The following is a 17,228-nucleotide window of genomic DNA, read 5'->3' on the forward strand; positions in this document are numbered from 1 at the left end:
TTTACACGCTTGAAGGCTGCCTTGAGCGCTGCTGGAAATTGATCGCCTTCCTCATAACGAAACGCCAAGCTGGCCGTCTTTGATTCCAGCGCCGTCTGAATAACTTGGTTTAGCTGCTCCGCGCTCGACACGGTGTATTCCGGATCAAGCCAGTGCAAGCCCAGGGCAAGCTTAAGCTTGCTGAAGCGATTGCGCTCAGACGTTGAGCCCTGCTGCTCAAGTTCGCGTATCGTATCCGCATAAGAAACCTTCGCCGCGGGATACGACTTGGTCCATTGATGATCCGCCCTTAGCTCTTCGTCCGTCCGCAGGTAGTAATTGTATCTTATCGTACTCTCGTCAGTCGCAGCAGCTTTCTCCTGCGCTTCCTTGCCTGCTGTCTTAGCGCTAACCGGATCGTCCCAAGTGAAATCCAAATGGTACCATGCGCCGTCCAGCTGTACCATATTCCACGCATGCTCCCCCGTATTCACCGTACCCTCCGCAATAAATACCGTCAGACCCGCGTCCTTCAGCATCTTATAGCCGAGCAGCGAATAGCCCTGACACACGGCCTCGCCCAAGGTTACCGCGTTATAAGCCGTATAATGAGTCAGCGACTGATCATATTCCACATGGCTTACAATCCAATCATGGATCGCTTTAATTTTCTCATGGTCGTTCATTCCCGGCTCGATAATCTCCTGCAGTGCTTTGGCAACCACCTGGTCTACCGCAGCAGTCTGCTCTAGCGTCTCGCGGTATCTGGCTTCTAGAGCAATGGTCGATTTATTTCCCCAGCTTCGAATCGTATAGATGTAGGATTCAAGGATGTAGGCTGTGTAGTCGTCATGCCCGAGGGCTAAACGAATGATTTCCGTCATCTTGCTCGAAAGCTCCTGCTTGTCCCCTGTGTACGTTACCGAGAAACGCTCGGACCGCGCTTGGAACTGCTTAGCGATTTCTTGCTCCAGCCGCTCCAGCTTATTCGTCTCATCCATAGCGGTCACCTCTTCCGACTCTGTCGCAGCAGGAAAAAAATCCAGCTTTAAGTCCAGGAAGTACGCTGCAGCTATTATGACTACTACCACCAACAGTTTGGATCCTACTCTATGCATTCGAACCTCCTACGTTTTACAGCTATGTAATCAAACTGTAATATTTCTCTCATCTTGGTTTCATCTTATGCTTATATAATGAATTCATGACCCCCCTTTATTATATATATTCTCTCTTGAAGCCTGCAGCCTCGTGCCGCGGGCTTCCTTTTTGATAGAAGCTAGATATATGATCAATTTATAATGCAATAAATTATAAAGTCTTATTTATTAAGAAAGGCAGGACGCTCTCCCAAAATACAGGGTCTTGCTCCGACCCGCTGTGGCCGTTCGTCGATACAAAGAGCGTATTTATGAGCCCCTCAGGCAGCTCGCCCTTCAGTTTCCTAAGATCCTCCGCACTTATAAAATCATCCCCATTGGAATGAATCATCAAGACTGGCGTGCGTCCTACTTCCGCGCTCCCCGCTCGCTTCTTCAGCACAAGCGGTATGCTTGCTGCTTTGAATTGCGCTCGCGAAATGCGTGCACGGATAAGCCAAATCTGCGGAATCAGATAGGCTAACGGGAAGATCGGTATTTTTTTGCGCCGCAGCTCCGACTTCATCATCGTCTCAAACCGAACAGGCATGGAATCCGTTACGACCGCGCTGACCCGCATCCCTTGGTCAAGCGCGAGGAGCGCGCCGAAGCCACCCAGCGAGTGCCCGAGCACCGCGATCCGATCTGGATCAATACCATGCAGCTTCCTGGCCGCTTCTACCGCAGACAACATGTCATCACGAAACATCAGCGCGGAAGGCGCCGATATGGGGTCGCTGTCGCCATGGCTTCGCGCGTCATACATCCATATGGCAAAGCCCGCTTCGTAGATCGGTCTGGCATATCGGAGCACTCTCGACCGATTAGAGCCCCAGCCGTGTGCAATGACGATAAGAGGAGCAAGCCCCTCCCGGGTTAAAACACCTGCAGAAGGCTGCAGCAGCCAGCCCTCCAGCTTGGAGCCGTGACTTGTAAAGGATAAGGACTGCCACTGCGTCCCGATATCAGGAGCATTGCCGTTCGCAAGCTTCCGCGGTGTCTGGCTGCGGACGCCCATTCGCCAAACCAGCGCGGACATCAGCACGATGATGAGCAAGAAGATGGATAATAACCATGAGACCAAGTTCATCCAAGAAACCTTCCTTTCTCTACAAAGCTCGCACGGCTTCCACGAATTGCCGCGCCCTTTCCGTTACTTGATCGAATTTGCCTTCACGAACCCACTCAAGATTGACAAGCTTGCTGCCCATTCCAACAGCATTCGCACCTGCTTTAAAATAGTCGGCAATATTATGCAAATCAACGCCGCCGGTGGCGATCATCGGTATTTCATTCAGCGGACCGCGAATTTCCTGCAGGTAGCCAATGCCCAGCGTTCCCATTGGGAATATTTTCACGGCATCTGCTCCAGCCTTCCATGCCTTCACGATTTCGGTCGGCGTCATGACACCGGGCCAGACGGAGAGGCCCTGCTCGCGGCCGTAAGCCATGACTTCCTCATCAAAATTTGGCGAAATGAGAAACTGAGCTCCAGCGGCAACAGCTTGCTCGGCAAGGGCTACATCCGTTACCGTGCCCGCGCCGACTGCCGCTTTGCCGTCAAACTTCGTGCGCCAACGATTGATCATTGCCGCCGCGCCTTCCGTATTCATCGTAATTTCCATCATATAAATACCGCCGTCAATTAAAGCCTGTGCGGTATCATCCGCATGCCGGTCTTCAATTCCCCTTAGAATCGCTACGATTTTGTGCTGCAGCAGCAGCTCAAGCATTTGACCCATTCTCTTCTCCTCCAGCCTGTACATTCATTTATTCCCAAAAATGCTTTAACATGCGCAAAAATAAATTCGGAAACGGCAAAGTTTCCATATCATCCTTGCTGATCCATCGATAAACGCTCAGCTCGTCAGCTTGCAAACCTTGAGCAGCCGCCGCCTCATAACCGGCGTTTGCTTCAGCCGCTATGAGCTTACGCCCAAGCTCAGACACGGCTGCCGCATCCTCAAGCGTACTCGTCTCTTCGCCTAAATCAGCCAAATAAAACCGCATTTTCCAATAAATATGGCTGAAAATATGATCGGCGTCCATAAACCAGCCGCGCGGCCGTATGAGCAGCCCCGTATCTTCCTCAAGCATGCGGCTGATCATCTCGGCCAGCTCGCCCTGCTCCTTCGGCGCCGATTCCGCCAGCCACTCCGTCTTATCCGGCGGCAGCAGCAAATGCGGCAGCTCCCACATCTGAGCAAGCAGCCCCGTATCCGGACGCTGCCTTATAAGCACCTTGCCTGCATTCACGCCGCTGCCTACGACAATAGCTGCCGCCCTAAATTCCGGACGCGGCGGCTTCGCCTTTGTCTTTATCGGCAATTCCGTCTCTCGGCCCGCAAGCCGCGCCGCGCAATGCTCCATCACGGGGCATGGCAGGCAGCTCGGCGACTTCGGCGTGCATACTAGCGCTCCAAGCTCCATTAGAGCTTGATTAAAATCGCCAGCAGCGCCTTCCGGAATAAGCGAGGCTGCAAGCTTCTCAATGCCCACTCGCGTAGACGCCTTCGCAATGTCATCCTCAAGGCAAAAATATCGGGAGAGTACGCGCATCACGTTGCCATCGACTGCAGGCTCCGGACGGTTAAACGCAATACTCATAATCGCTCCGCTCGTGTATGGACCTACGCCCTTCAATCCCGCGACCGAAGCTTTATCGTCCGGCACGATCCCGCCGTAACGCGCCACTACCTCTTTAGCTCCTGCCTGCAAATTGCGCGCGCGCGAATAATAGCCAAGTCCCTCCCAGCTCTTGAGCACCTCTGTCTCGGGCGCTTCCGCAAGCGCGCTTACGGTCGGAAATTTACTCATGAACTGGTTGTAGTACGGAATAACCGTATCAACCCTCGTCTGCTGAAGCATTATTTCGGATACCCATACGCGGTAGGGATCACGATTGAGCCGCCATGGCAGATCACGCTTGATCAGCCGATACCAGTTAAGCAGCTCTGTACTAAAAAATATTTTGACATCCTCTTGTCCCACTAGCTGTTTTCCTCCTCACATGTTGATGATGCGTCCGGCTCCAATAGATTGCTGCCGTTAAGTCTGCCGATGCGGCGGTATTGAACAGGCGTGACACCTGTGTATCTCTTGAACAGCCTGGATAGATAGTGGTTTTTCATGCCTACCTGCTTTGCCACAGCTACCACCGGAAGTTCCGTTTCCATAAGAAGATCCTTGGCGATCGCAATCCGGCGATTCGTTACATATTGGATCGGCGAGCAGCCCATGATGCTTTTGAAGGAGGTAATAAAATAATTCGGATGCAAAAAGGCGAATTTGGCCAGCTCTTCGATTTGTATGTTCTCATGCAAATTCGCTTCAATGTAGGCAAGCACCTCATTCCATTTCTCCTCGCAGCCCGGATCATACAAATGTTCTCTCTGAACATGGCTTTCATCCAAATAAATGGCAAGCAGCTCCAGTAAAACAGCCTTCAGCCGCAGCTCTCTCGTAATGGTATTAGAGTGCTGGTACGCATCCATTTTGTCAAAAAGCTCCTTGATCGCCTGCCCGTCCTGCACGATGACGAATGGCGGGAGCTGCAAGGAATTCATGACTTGGATATCGCCTAGCTCTAAACGAAAGTGACACCAATAACGGCCAAACGTTTCGTCGCCCTCCGTACCAAACGATTGCATCGTACCCGCCGGAATCAAATGAAGGGTTCCCGGCTGTAAATCATACTTTTCTTCATCGATCATAGCCCAGCCTTTTCCCTTCGCCGTGTAACAGAAACGGAAAAAGTCCGGCTCGGATTTTTGCTCTAACCAGCCTGGGACACTTTCGGAATAAGCGCTCATAATAACGTCGGCTTGGAGTTTATTCAATTGATTCTGTAAAATGCCATCTATTGTCGGTTTCATGAATTCTCCTGTAAGTAAAACTGCGATATAATAAATAAATAATTTTCGTGTAAGGTTTCAACCTTCTCTATTATACGAATTAACGATTCAAATTCATATGGACGTCTTGTGAATTGCCTTTATAAGTCCATTATTTCCATAATTATACAACTAAAGAAAGGGTCGATTTAATTGTTTGCCAATCGAAAACTCATTTTTTTCCTAACCCTACTTGTATCCATGATACTGGTGCTTGCCTTAACAGCCTGCGGTGGCAGCGGGAATGGAGCTGCCGGCAATAACAGCGCACTTGATGGGCCTGCTGCGGTTGTCTCGGTCTATAAGGCAAATTGCGTTAGCTGCCATGGTACCGGGCTTCAGGGCAGAGTAGGCCCCGCTACCAACCTTCAAAAGGTTGGCGAGCGTATGAGCGCTTCGGATATTACGCAGCAGATTGAACAAGGCGAGGGCTCGATGCCAGCCTTTAAAGACCGTTTGACCGCTGAGCAAATAGCTGGCCTCTCTAATTGGCTCGCAGCCAAAAAGTAACGATGAGGTTATTCATAACGAAGAACAGTTAAACGCTTATCCAGAAACAAAAAGGATGCCCCGGCAGACTAAGCTGCCGCTGGCATCCTTTTTGTTCATTATAATCTAATAACCAATATGGTGACCATTTATTTTGGGAGATTTCATGAAGTGATGTGCGGACTGACCGGCGTACGTCCAATTCGTTTCGCCCATTTGCGGGTGTACTGGGAACAAATCTCCCTGCACCAGAACCAGATCTCCGCCCCAATCGTCCGAATACAAGCCGTCATATTCGACCCATTGCCCCGACTTAAAACGACGCTTCGTCTTCTGCTGCTCCTTCATTGCCGACATCCCCTCTCGACTGCTAACTTGGTATATTACATTCCAAGTATAGGCAAAAGGTTACTCCGTTATCCGTTCTGCAACAGCAAATGCTGAAGCAAGCATACGCTCATGCGTAATCGTGACATGGATTCGTACGGCCTCCGGCCGAAGACCCAGACGCTCCCAAGCACCGGCGGATAAATAGCATTCCGGCTTGCCGCAGCTCCCCCGCAAAATCTCAATATCCGTAAATCCAATGACGTTGCCGATTCCGCAGCCAAATGCCTTGACGACTGCTTCTTTTGCCGCAAAACGCCCCGCTGTAAATTGATGGAGCCGCTCTCCCGTATAACCCAAAGCAAGCTCCCGTTCGCCCCCGGAAAGCACGCGCTCCAGAAATCTTCTGCCCGTGCGCCCGTCTAACACTTTGGCTATTCTCGTAATATCCGACAAGTCATGTCCGATGCCGATGATCATACTAACACCCGCCTTTTCCCTGAAGGTGAGATTAGCAGAAGGCATGAACGAAGTCAAGGATCGCTTCTTATTCCAAGCTTTCGGATCCTATTATTCCTTTGCCCCTTCCCCTATCACGCGTTCGTAATGAAAGCTGTTGCCCTCTTCATCCAGCACGTCTATCGAAATTAGGCTTATATGTCTATCATCGATAAACTCACCGGATGCCAGGTACGTATATTTTGTAAAACCGGGATATTCGTATAATTCAGCTGCGGAAGGTTGAAGCTCCAGCGGGATCGTCACTTCCCCCTCGTTCTTATTTTCCTTAGGAACGACAACAGCTACAACCGATGCTGCCGCTCCTTGCCCCTCTGGCAGCCAGACATCGAGTCTTGCGGATTGTTCCTTCGACTGTTCATTCTCTGAGATGCGCATGCTCATATGCGCCTTGTCGCCCATCACATGCCAATAAATCGGTTCGGCAAGCTTTTGAGCAGCATCAGCTGGAGGAGAGGTTGAAGATAACCAGCCAGCCAGCACAAACAAGGCGACCGCAAGCAGCACCTCGGCCCGAATGCCGAGCAGCAAGCCCCTTCCAGCGCTGCCCTGCGCGATGCGCGGCATGAAAACAAGCCTGTGAAAAGCGGCGATGACGAGCACAAGCAGCATGAAACAGATTTTGGCGGCGATGAGCCTGCCATAAGGCTCCGCCAGCAGCTGCTCCCATGCCGAAAGCCTAGCTGCTGCCAGCCATATCCCGCTTGCCATAATGAAAACCATGCTCGGCAGCGCCCACACCGAGAAGCGCACTGCCGCTTGATTCAATCGCTCAGCGGCATCCTTCTCAAAGGTTAACGACAGCAGGCCCGCAAGACCGCCGAACCATAATGCTGCAGCAGCCATATGAACCGTATGGGCTAAAATAGCTGCTGCTGCTCCCTCTATTGCCGCATAGGCATGCCCCGTCAGAGGGAAAGTCACGATTATGGCTGACGCCGCAGCAAACTTAATCGGGTTAGCCCATAGACGCTCTCGGCTTGGCGCGAATGCGAGCAAAAGCGCGAGTATGGCGAGCGCTGTTCTAAGCGTTGCCATTTTGCCAATCATCGTTCCGGAAGCCAGCTCATATAGGGAGACGCCGCCAAATTGATCCGACAGCATAGACAATCGCGTTAAACCCGAAATCAGCCACACGAATACGGCCGCGCCCATAACCATCCGTTCGGCACGCAGTGAAAAGCCGAAGGGAGCCTTATTCTCGCCATCTCTCCAAATAACATAACGAAAGAACAAAATGCCCATAAGAAGCACGCTTGTCAAAATATCAAGGACGCGCAGAGTGACCATACTGCCGTGGCCGCCCGCATGCTCATGCTCCCCCTCCTCGGCATGACTGCTTCCGCTGTGGTCGCCATGGCTGCTAGGCTGGCTGCCTCCTGCTGCATCAGTCTGCGGCGGCGTAGAATCAGAGGGCTCGGCGCCCGCAGCTAACGGACTGGCATCGCCGCCATTTCCGCTACCGCTGTTACCGGCTGCCGCAGCATCCGGCATCGATGTCGGTTCAGCGGTGCTGTCCGTATCAGCAGGCGAGGAGCTCGGCATAACAGTTGCGTCGCTAGCCGCTGTCGGTGCAGCGGAAGGCTTTGTCACAGCTGTCGGCCTCGGCGTACTGCTCGGCTTCTTCGTAGGCTTGGGCTTCACTGTAGATGACGGCTTATCCGTCGCTGCCGCTCCACTGCCTGTGCCGTTTTCAGCGCCGCTGTTCCCGTTTCCGTCCAAAGATACCGTATCATCCGGCTTCGTGTGCTCCAGCTTCACCCCGACAGCGAATTGGAAGGAGCCGTCCGTCATATGCGAATCAAGCGAAAGCACCTGCCAGCTCGCCTCATAGACGCCATTATCCAGCTTTGGAATCGTATAAATAAGCGTCAAGTCGCCTTCACCGCTTAATTCACCTTCAATAGCTGCTCCGTTATCGATCCTTTTAAGCGAAATGCTGCTCAGCTTCGTATCGATTTTTTCCGTAAACTTTATTCGTATGGCCGTTGGCGATTCTGTCAGCTCTGCATCCTGATAGGGGGCCGATTGCGCAATATAGGCATGCGCCGAGACTAAGCCCGGCATGCATGCCCACATCATAATAAACACGGTTATCCAATTTATTAGTTTTTTCATAAGCAAGCCTTATTTCGTATAGACCGCAACCGCTGCTTGATTTCCGCCTACTGCAGGGAAATATTCAACGAATGCGCCTGCCGCTTCTGCTGCGGAACGAAGCGATACAAGACCGGTTCCTTTATATGCCGCATCCACATGCTGTTTTATAAAGGAAGCATCTACCTTCGTCGTGCCCTGCGCAATGGTTAAGCTGCTTGCAGCCGCAGCATTTCCATTTACATAAATAAGCGGTTTAACCGAGGCCGCCGAGCCAGGAAGCTTTACCGATTTATTTTGAACCGTAAAGGTCATGGTCGCTTCGTAATTTGTTGTGCTGTATTCGCCTTCTTTGGCTTCCGCCGTGCTCGGTTTTGCGCGTACCAAATAATAATCGGCTGCCCCTGTTTTAAAGGTAATCACGCCTTTGGCATCCGTTCTCAGCTCTGCAGCCTCCGAATTGCTGCGTCGGATAATATCCACTGCTGTGTCTGCAAGCGGCTTTCCCTTAAGGAGAAGCTGCACCGATACCGTCTCGTCCGGTGTAACCGCAGCCGGATTAAACGCGGGAACAAGCTCAGCTCGGTCCGGACTAACTTGCTTGGAGAAGCCTTTCAAAGCTTTCACCCGGTCAAGAACGGGAATATCTCCAACGGCTACAAATGATTTTGCGCTGCGCAGCGTACGGCTTGCAGCCGTTGCCCCTTTAAATACGCTGTCTGCTTCGGTAGAAATAATATACGCTCCAGGTATATTCGATTTAAAGGAGGCGACAAAGTAATTATTTAGTGCAGGCGTTTCCTCCGTAGCCGGCTCACCCGTGTAGAAGCGCGTGCCCGTAATATCTGACTTCACGCCAGCCGGTGTAGTTACGTATACCTTCGAGTTGCTGCCCCACTGCCCCTCTAATCGGTAGCTTTTGTGCTCATTGGAGTGGTTTCCGTACATAAGCTCCACGTATGAGATTTGGTTTTGCGCGACGATCGGAGCGCTTGTCTGTGACCAGCCGTCATGCGCGAATACAGGAACTGCCGCGCCTAACGTCAATGCTGCCGCAAGAGCAGCGCCTGCGATTTTTTTCTTTAATGACATTCAAAAAACCTCCATTGATTTGGATTAACTGTCCAAATTGTATCAATGGAGGTCTTGCAGCACATGACTCTTTAGAGCTATTGAGCTGTGAACGATGTGTGAAGGCCTTCCGGCTGCGCAAATGTAAACATTAGAAGCTCAGACTCAATGCGTAAATTCAGAAAAATCAACCGTGTTTCCGTTTATTCTTTTATCGCTGCCGCCCTGACTGCTCACACTAAGCTCAAGCTTCGTCTCATCACGGCTTACGTAATGAACGCTCAGCTTTTCCTCCGTTGACCATGCCGGCGAATTTCGTCTTGCCTCAGAGGCAAAAGCCTCAAAGCTGACTATGCCCCTTTGCTTCGCCTCGTTATAGCTGGTCACTTCGATTATAACGCCGTTATACGCCCCTTCGCTTGTCACAACGCAGCGGTCGGACAGACGTTCAAGCTCATAGGGCTGCATCAGGTAGACTGACCAATAGAGATGATTCGTCTTTCCGAGCAGTATGCCGGGCTCTTGCGTCCATTCCATATTTGGCAAAATTCCGATCACACGATTCTCGATGCCTTCCGGAATAGAATAGAGCGCGACAATCGTATTTTTATAAAATAAAACTTCCGTGTATTCAGTTTGATGTCTCGGATCTTCGCCCGCATTTCGCTCGGAGGGGTGGAAGAAATACGCTTGATTCACACCGGCTTGCTGTCCCAGCGGCAAAGAAATATCCCAGCGATGCTGTTCGTTATCGAACTCCGCGTATCGTTCCCACATCCCGCCGGCCGCAAATTTCTCGGTAATATACGCATAGCTGTGCAGCACTTGCGTTCCCGCATCCGAATGCTTCGTAATGCTCTTCTTCACCTCGGCAGGCTCGCTTCGGTTGATCGCTTGATCACGTACGTATTCTGGCGCTTCGTAGAACAGGAAGCCGGCATACTCCGTCCGAGGCAGCTGCGCCGGGAGCTCGAAATCGCCAAATTGCACATAATCATGCAGGACGTTACCATCAAGCGGGATATCATGCTTTTGCGCACGGCAATGAGCACCGACAAAAGCCCCTTTCAAATAAAACGCCGCTCGCTCCTTCCATAGAAAATCCAGCATGTCGGCAAGCTCTTGCTTGATCGGTTGATTCTTGATTAGATGCCACGCGCATGTGAATGCCTGCACCCAATGCCAAAACCAAGGTAAGCTGTTGTATTCGGACATGCCATGCTTGCGGACATGAGCTAAGGTGAGCTGGAGATTGCTTCTTCCGTCTTCTAATAAAGCAGCATCCTCGAACCACTCGCCGTAAATCAGCTTAGCTGCTGTGTATTTGGCATCGTGATGACTGAATACATTATTTTGACGATAAAAACCGCTCTGATAAACATGCTTCAGCGCGGAATCAAAAGCCTGTAGAAGCTTTGAGTCAAAATGAGACCTGTAGCGGCTCGCGAAAAAAGCCATCAAGCTGCCCATCAGCTCCACGGGCAAAACATTCTTCGCGGCAGCTCGCGGTGACGCACCTAAGTTTAGCGGCCAATGTCCATAGGTGACGCTGCTTGGATTTTGGTCCTGAAGAGCAAGCACCTCCAGTAATATGGCTTCGGCCGTTTCTTTGGCGCTCCTCGCCTCGAAGGTCAGCTGCTCCGGCTGCTCCACTGCGGCTGCGAACAAATAGGACGCATAATAAAAGTTATCGCGAATATCGTGATGAAACCATAGCCCGCTGCTTAGAACAGGCTGCTGCAGCGCTGCAGTGGCTATTTTTAGCACAATCTCGTTTTGCCTGGCTGTAAAGCCCATAGTCCCGGTCTCCTTAAATGTTATATTTTTCTTCTAAATCATATATAATTTCAACTGCTAGCGAAACCTCAGCATTGTTTTCTATTAAAAATAATGATAGTTTTGAAAGAAATACAGTCTCTCCCGCGGGAGACGAAATGATCGTTTAAGGAGCTGAAAATTTTGCATACAAGCTACACCTCGCTTACCTCTTTGTCCAGTGCATCAAATTTTATGTGGAGGCCGGAGAAAGCAACGACCCTGACCTTCCGTACCTATATTCGGCCGCGGGAATATGGCGGGCTATCGTTCAAGCTTTGGCATAGCAATACCGTAGATTCGACATGGGCGGACGGCTCGGAATCAAAGGCCAATGATCAAGGCGGACAGTGGCGGATCGAATCCTGCTTCGTGGCTGACGGCGGCATGCAGCCGGATGGCAGCGTCGCTCAGGGCAGCGAGCGATGTGTCACGTTTGGCGGAGAGACCTCAAAGAATGTGGAGAAGGGCGAGCAGTTTTGGAGCGACGAGGTGTCAGTGAATATACCCGAACATCATTTTCTGGCATTCAGCTGGTCCATTACGGTAGACGGCTTTGAGAATGGACTCCCGTTCAATACGGAGACCTTGCTTGCAAGCGCATATGAAGCAGAGGGAGACCTTGCTGGGCAAGCGTCAGAAAACCTCTTTGTGCCTGCTGGCAATCGTCAGGTCCTACCTTCTCTGCTTGCGTACGAGAAGGCTGTATCGAAGCAAATCGTGTTTCTCGGGGATTCCATAACGCAGGGTGTACGGACGGAGCAGGATGGTTATGCCTTCTGGGCCGCAAAAATTGCAGCTGGTTTGGGAGCTGATATCGGGGTATGGAATATTGGCAGCGGCTGGGCCCGCGCTTATGATTTAGTCAACGATAGCATGTGGTTATCCAAAGCAAAACAAGGCGACGAGGTGGTTATCTGTCTTGGCGTTAACGATATCGGCACCGCCAATCGCAGCGCTGAGCAATTGATAGCTGATTTAACGGCGATCATCCAGCAGCTGCTTAGCAACAAACCGAATCTTGCCATCTGGCTATGCACGCTGCCTGCTTTCAACTTCGAAGGCGAACACGAGCTTGTGTGGCGCACCGTAAACGATTGGATCCGCGGAGGCTCGGCAGTCGGAGCAGCCGGTATCTTCGACATCGCTAAGGTGCTAGGGCAAGCAGCACCGAACGACCAACTGCTGCAGAGCGCCTATATGAGTCCGCATAACGATCCCCATCCGAACGGCCTTGCGGGCACTGCGGTTGCAGAAGCTTTCTTGGCCTGGTATTTGAAGCATACGAAATAGCCAAGGCCACTGTGTTTCAGCTTCCGGGCGCCAATGCCTAAAAGCAAGGAGGCTGTCTCCGAAAGGCATAACGCCTTCAGGGACAGCCTCCTTTTGATTTGACCTATGCCTTTGCCTGCGCAAAGTACAAGTAGGTGCAATTATGCTTACGCCTTAGCATGCGCCAGCTTCACGAGCAGATGGGACAGCTTATGCTGCTCTTCTTCGTTTCCGACCTTCCACAGCTCCTGCAGCAGCTTTTCCTCGCGGTTGCGCGGCTCCTCATGCTTCGCTAAGTATCCCGCTACCTTCTGCGCTACTAATGCTAGCTGCTCCTCATTTAAACCAATATTTTCAGCCAGCTCGATTCGTTTGGCAAGATAACCTTTGAATTGGTCGAAATTTTGTAAAATATCATCTTTTGTCTCCGCGTTCATACGATCCAAGGTTTGATCGATATTCCCAAGCTCCAGCTCTCCATCTTTATCCACAACATGTTTAATTTCTGACATATATATTCCTCCCGGTAAGATAAATTTGGTATCGGTCTATTTATACCCCTTCATGACCTGAACCAAACATCTGCTTCAAATCGCGCCACTCCTGGGAGTCCCCTGTTTGGCCCCCCACCGATATGGGTAAATACATGGTAATCAAACGAAAAGAGGTGGACAAGCATGAAAGAATTTGAGAAGGATGCAGACGGCGCGGTAAAGAAGGGCATACGCGATCACCCTGAGCAGTACCCGACGGAGAATGAGAACTTGTTCGATAAATTCAAAAGCCAGCAAACGGTCGACCCGATTCCCCTTGAAGACCTCAAACTTCAGGTAGAAGACGAGAAGCGCAAAGAAGAGACGAAGCATAAGTCATCCAGCGAGAATAAATATAAGTAAAAGCGTGAACAAACAGCAAAGAGGACGCCGAATGAATCCGGCGTCCTCTTTATCGTATAAACAAAATCTATTTCGCTTCAACCGCCTGTTCTCTCGGACGAAAACCGAAACCAAGCAGCGCAAAAACGAGAAATGCGGCACCCATAAACAAAAAGATGCTGTACAAGGACACATAGCGAATGCCGTAGCCTCCGAGAGTGGGTCCCATGATACTGCCAATGCTGAAATGGATAGATGCAATGACATTTGCCGCAGGCAAAATGGCGCGAGGTAAAATATCCGCCGCATACGCAAGTCCCAAAGAATAAAACGAACCTACCGCCCCGCCGGCGACAGCGAATAAAACAAACAAAAGTGCCGTATTGCTTCCGGCAGCCGGAATGGCGAAGAACGCAAGGGAGCCCACTATGCCGCATGCTATCAGCACAGGCTTCCGCCCAACACGGTCACTCCAAATGCCAAGCGGAAGCTGAAGGATTAGGCCTCCAACGCCGAATGACAAAAGTAGAAGCGAAATCCAATGCTGGCCCAGCTCAATTCGTAAGCCGTAAAGCGGAAAGCTGCTGTTCATTGAAGCTTCCATCAAGCCGTATAGAAAGCCCGGAATGAGCACGAACCAAGCGATTCGATAGGTTTTTACGAATCGGTTTTCGGTCGCCGCATCTCTTACTGGCCGTTCGGGCAGCTCATTATTCATCCGCAGCACCAGCAAAAGCACTGTTATGAAGAAGATACAGGAGACAATAAACGGGACAGCCCTTCCAAGCGGAAGCAAGTTAATACCAAGCGGTCCTAGGCTGAAGCCAAGTCCATACGCCATGCCGTATAACGATATATATCTGCCTCTCCGATCCGCAGGACTGGAGCTTACAATCCATAGCTGAGTCGCAAAATGAAGCGAGCTGTCGCCGACGCCAACCAGTAGACGCAAGACGAACCAAACCGACAATGAATGAGTAAACGGGAACATGAGGCTGGCAACCGTAACTAACGCGATGCCTGCTACGATTACTTTTTTGTAACCAAAGCGCAAAACTGGTTTCTCTACAAAAAACATCGTACAGAAGATACCAATATACATAGCAGCTGAGTTTATGCCATTCATATCTGACGAAACGCCAGCGTCCTCCAGCATAATCGACAGAAGAGGCAGCAGAAGCCCTTGGCTCATTCCCGCAACAACGACGACGAGCAGCAGGGTTATTAATCGAAAACGAAATAATGAAAGTGAAGCTGAAGCAATAGCACCTGATGACAAACCTGTTGCACTCCCTTACCTAAACAAATGATCTTTTTTTCTCCTTACACATTGTATACGTGAAGTCCGAGCCTGACAACCGCCCATTCATTGGGAGCTGATTCGCCAGCCCGCACCCCTACCTCGGATTATTGGCCGATAATATAACGGAAATTTTCGACAGAGGAAGCTTTAACGCTCCCAGCTCGCCTTAAATGATCGTAAAAGCTGAAAGGAAATTTAAAGACATGTCCAAAATCCCATTGCTTTGCGTCGTTATCCTCAGCCCAGTAGCCGAGCTCGGTGGGTAAAAATGAGGATCGAACCGCTTGCTGCAGCGGCAGGCGATCTACTGGAGAATGCAGCTCCACCTTATCTCCCGGCTTCATCCGACAGCTGCTTTGGAGCACTTTAATCAGCTTGAACAGCGGCACTAGACCTCTATGGAAAAACGAGCGGCAGCCCATGTCATACAATAGATTCAACGCATGGGAAAAAGTCAGCATATGGCCGATCAAATCATGATGCGATTCTGCCCGGTAGATGACAGGGAAATTCGTTAGTTGCTCAAGCACGAAATGAGAAAGTTCATTCGGGCTTCCTATACGCGGGAATCGATCTTCCTCTGTCAGCGTAATTTTTTTCACCTCGGAGGTCGTATAGCCAATCCATGACCGCCCCGGAATGGTTTTTTGAAAGGAGCTGATGAGCTCCGATAGGCCCATGAGCTCCTGCTCGCTTCCCCAGCCTTTTAGCTCACGGATCGCCAGCATGCTGACCGCGCTGTAAATGACATTGTGACCAACCCAGTGGAGGCCGTCGATCGTTTTATCAAGCGCTCCAACAATAATCGTCTCCGCCTGCTCAAACCCGCAGTTGGAACGCGAGGGTTTAAACTCGTTTAAGCGCTGATTTTCGAGCATCGCTTTTGCTTGCATTTCTATTATTGTGGATAGCTCGCCAGGCAGCTTATTGTCTTTCACGAAAAAATAACCGGCGATTGCCGCAGCTCCGAAATGGGCATGCCAAATATCGCCGGTTTCTTTTTTGCATTGCGACAGGATGGCAAGCCCCTCCTCCAACAATTTTTGATCCGACATGCTCATCCACTCTCCCTATGTTAAATCGTTCGTTTGCGAACAAACCATCTGTCTGCCGCAATCGCCAGCGCGATTCCCGCTGTATACCTTACTAAATCCACTGTCAAAAAACCGCTGCCGAGCACTAAAGCCCCCAAAAACGTGCTTCGGACCCCATTGATCCATTCCGCCTGATACAGCTGGCTTAGCTCGATGCCAAAACAAAAGATAAAACTTATCAGTGCAGGCCTAATGATTTCCTTCGTTGGCCAAACCGTTCGAATACCAAAATAAACCATACTTGCCCAAAGCGCGTCGCCAAAATGCGCGGCAACGAATTCCGGCAGCGTCTCGGCAAAGCTTCTAGAGCTGTACCCGAGTATCAACGCGGTAATCATCGCAATGAAATAAGGAGCCCTTGCTTTCAATCCTTACACATCCTCTTAATCAGATTGCAAAAACAAGCTGATTTGTTTATGTATTGCATCCCAGTCCAAGCTGGTTTTATTAAGCAAAATTCGATCCATCGGAAGCGTTTCTAAAATCGCTAATTCAGCTTTCTTGCGTTGTTCAAGCACCTCAAGCAGTCCGTCTGCTCCGCTAAGGTTATTCGCTTTCCCGTAGCCCTGCTCAGTATAATACCAAGTGATAAAGGTTAACCACTCCTCTGGACGTTCCGCGATTACGCTGGAGAAAGACTGTTTAAAGTTCTCATCCTGTAAATAAATCAACTTAGGGTTCAACGCTTGTATGCGGCCATATAAGGAATGGATATAATCGGTTAGATCCGGTTCGGTCCGATTATCACGCACCAGCATGACCGTTAACGGATTTTGCAAAAAGCAGCATTCCAATATATACACTTCATCTCCGCTCATGACCCGCTCTGAAAATGTGCTCCACCTTTTTTCGATGATTTGCTGATGCTTCTCAAGAGGCAGGCTGTATACGTCATAAGCGCCGAAGTCCTCACCTTCGAAAGCATCCGTCACCTTCATCAGCTTGCCGTAATACAACAGAACACCGCCCGTTTCCGCTTCGGAATACTGACTGAGCAGGTATTCATTATTCGCATATCTTTGCTGAAGAGCCTTGAACTGCGCCTCCGTAAAATAAGCCACTGACTCGTAATCGGCAGGATGCTCCAAATCTCCTTCTAAAAATAATCGATTCGGTATTTGCTGCTCATCCATTAATTTCTGTACGAAGCGCGCGGTACTCGTTTTGCCAGAGCCGGGCAAGCCTTCCACTAAAATCAGCTTGGTATTTGCCATAATCATGACTCCTTTCACTGCTTAGTTAATTCTCTATACTGCTATATACTCCTTCTTACGCCGTAATCACTGCAAGAAAAAAGACTGCCTGCTCCGATTGCTCGGTCTTAGGACAGTCTTCGTATCGTAAGTAAACCCGTG

General features: G+C 50.4%; 18 protein-coding genes. 3 read left to right on the top strand and 15 right to left on the bottom strand.

The features are described from left to right. The 5 genes from AC1DLI_RS19545 to AC1DLI_RS19565 all read right to left on the bottom strand — a co-directional run. A partial coding sequence (locus tag AC1DLI_RS19545) for a transglutaminase domain-containing protein (protein WP_477605529.1) occupies window positions 1–1,097 on the bottom strand: 1,097 nt, incomplete at its 3' end. A 193-nt stretch (window positions 1,098–1,290) separates the two neighbouring features. Continuing rightward, on the bottom strand, window positions 1,291–2,208 hold the full coding sequence (locus AC1DLI_RS19550; protein ID WP_477605531.1) for an alpha/beta hydrolase: 918 nt from the start codon (window positions 2,206–2,208) through the stop codon (window positions 1,291–1,293). 19 nt (window positions 2,209–2,227) lie between these two features. Next, the gene (locus tag AC1DLI_RS19555; RefSeq protein WP_477605533.1) at window positions 2,228–2,860 is read right to left on the bottom strand and encodes a bifunctional 4-hydroxy-2-oxoglutarate aldolase/2-dehydro-3-deoxy-phosphogluconate aldolase; all 633 of its coding nucleotides are present in this window, start codon (window positions 2,858–2,860) and stop codon (window positions 2,228–2,230) included. Between the two features lie 28 nt (window positions 2,861–2,888). Beyond that, the gene (mutY, locus tag AC1DLI_RS19560; protein WP_477605535.1) at window positions 2,889–4,109 is read right to left on the bottom strand and encodes an A/G-specific adenine glycosylase; all 1,221 of its coding nucleotides are present in this window, start codon (window positions 4,107–4,109) and stop codon (window positions 2,889–2,891) included. Further along, complete coding sequence (locus AC1DLI_RS19565; RefSeq protein WP_477605537.1) at window positions 4,109–4,993, bottom strand: AraC family transcriptional regulator; 885 nt, start codon at window positions 4,991–4,993, stop codon at window positions 4,109–4,111. The genes mutY and AC1DLI_RS19565 overlap by 1 nt, the downstream gene beginning before the upstream one ends. Before the next feature lie 171 nt (window positions 4,994–5,164). Between AC1DLI_RS19565 and AC1DLI_RS19570 the strand changes: the two genes are divergently transcribed. Next, complete coding sequence (locus AC1DLI_RS19570; protein WP_477605539.1) at window positions 5,165–5,521, top strand: c-type cytochrome; 357 nt, start codon at window positions 5,165–5,167, stop codon at window positions 5,519–5,521. A 105-nt stretch (window positions 5,522–5,626) separates the two neighbouring features. On the opposite strand, the gene AC1DLI_RS19575 is transcribed toward AC1DLI_RS19570, so the two are convergent. From AC1DLI_RS19575 to AC1DLI_RS19595, 5 genes are all read right to left on the bottom strand, one after another. Next, the gene (locus AC1DLI_RS19575) at window positions 5,627–5,848 is read right to left on the bottom strand and encodes a hypothetical protein (protein WP_477605541.1); all 222 of its coding nucleotides are present in this window, start codon (window positions 5,846–5,848) and stop codon (window positions 5,627–5,629) included. A gap of 60 nt (window positions 5,849–5,908) precedes the next feature. Next, the gene (gene acpS, locus AC1DLI_RS19580) at window positions 5,909–6,307 is read right to left on the bottom strand and encodes a holo-ACP synthase (RefSeq protein WP_477605543.1); all 399 of its coding nucleotides are present in this window, start codon (window positions 6,305–6,307) and stop codon (window positions 5,909–5,911) included. A gap of 90 nt (window positions 6,308–6,397) precedes the next feature. Continuing rightward, a complete protein-coding gene (locus AC1DLI_RS19585) occupies window positions 6,398–8,464 on the bottom strand; it encodes a copper resistance CopC/CopD family protein (RefSeq protein ID WP_477605545.1) in 2,067 nt (688 codons plus the stop codon). 9 nt (window positions 8,465–8,473) lie between these two features. Continuing rightward, window positions 8,474–9,535 (bottom strand): DUF4198 domain-containing protein, encoded by a 1,062-nt coding sequence (locus AC1DLI_RS19590; RefSeq protein ID WP_477605547.1) that lies wholly within the window; start codon window positions 9,533–9,535, stop codon window positions 8,474–8,476. A 144-nt stretch (window positions 9,536–9,679) separates the two neighbouring features. Further along, window positions 9,680–11,311: a hypothetical protein gene (locus AC1DLI_RS19595; protein WP_477605549.1), complete on the bottom strand. Its 1,632-nt coding sequence runs from the start codon at window positions 11,309–11,311 to the stop codon at window positions 9,680–9,682. Between the two features lie 162 nt (window positions 11,312–11,473). On the opposite strand from AC1DLI_RS19595, the gene AC1DLI_RS19600 reads away from it, so the two are divergent. Continuing rightward, window positions 11,474–12,622, top strand: coding sequence for an SGNH/GDSL hydrolase family protein (locus AC1DLI_RS19600; protein ID WP_477605551.1), 1,149 nt, complete (start codon window positions 11,474–11,476; stop codon window positions 12,620–12,622). Window positions 12,623–12,768: 146 nt separating this feature from the next. On the opposite strand, the gene AC1DLI_RS19605 is transcribed toward AC1DLI_RS19600, so the two are convergent. Next, window positions 12,769–13,113, bottom strand: a complete 345-nt coding sequence (locus tag AC1DLI_RS19605; RefSeq protein ID WP_308994200.1) for a DUF3243 domain-containing protein — start codon at window positions 13,111–13,113, stop codon at window positions 12,769–12,771. 165 nt (window positions 13,114–13,278) lie between these two features. Here AC1DLI_RS19605 and AC1DLI_RS19610 point away from each other — a divergent pair, with 165 nt between their 5' ends. After that, window positions 13,279–13,497 carry a hypothetical protein gene (locus tag AC1DLI_RS19610; protein WP_477605553.1) on the top strand — a complete coding sequence of 73 codons (219 nt, stop codon included), beginning with the start codon at window positions 13,279–13,281 and terminating at the stop codon, window positions 13,495–13,497. 67 nt (window positions 13,498–13,564) lie between these two features. Here AC1DLI_RS19610 and AC1DLI_RS19615 read toward each other — a convergent pair whose 3' ends face one another. From AC1DLI_RS19615 to AC1DLI_RS19630, 4 genes are all read right to left on the bottom strand, one after another. Further along, window positions 13,565–14,755, bottom strand: a complete 1,191-nt coding sequence (locus AC1DLI_RS19615) for an MFS transporter (protein ID WP_477605555.1) — start codon at window positions 14,753–14,755, stop codon at window positions 13,565–13,567. A 128-nt stretch (window positions 14,756–14,883) separates the two neighbouring features. Next, entirely contained in the window at window positions 14,884–15,834 is a 951-nt protein-coding gene (locus AC1DLI_RS19620; RefSeq protein ID WP_477605557.1) for a hypothetical protein, read from the bottom strand. A 20-nt stretch (window positions 15,835–15,854) separates the two neighbouring features. Then, complete coding sequence (locus tag AC1DLI_RS19625; protein WP_477605559.1) at window positions 15,855–16,241, bottom strand: ribosomal maturation YjgA family protein; 387 nt, start codon at window positions 16,239–16,241, stop codon at window positions 15,855–15,857. Between the two features lie 15 nt (window positions 16,242–16,256). Then, window positions 16,257–17,087: a P-loop NTPase family protein gene (locus tag AC1DLI_RS19630; RefSeq protein ID WP_477605561.1), complete on the bottom strand. Its 831-nt coding sequence runs from the start codon at window positions 17,085–17,087 to the stop codon at window positions 16,257–16,259. Window positions 17,088–17,228 lie beyond the last annotated feature (141 nt).

The organism is Paenibacillus sp. 01T443, assembly GCF_056398325.1.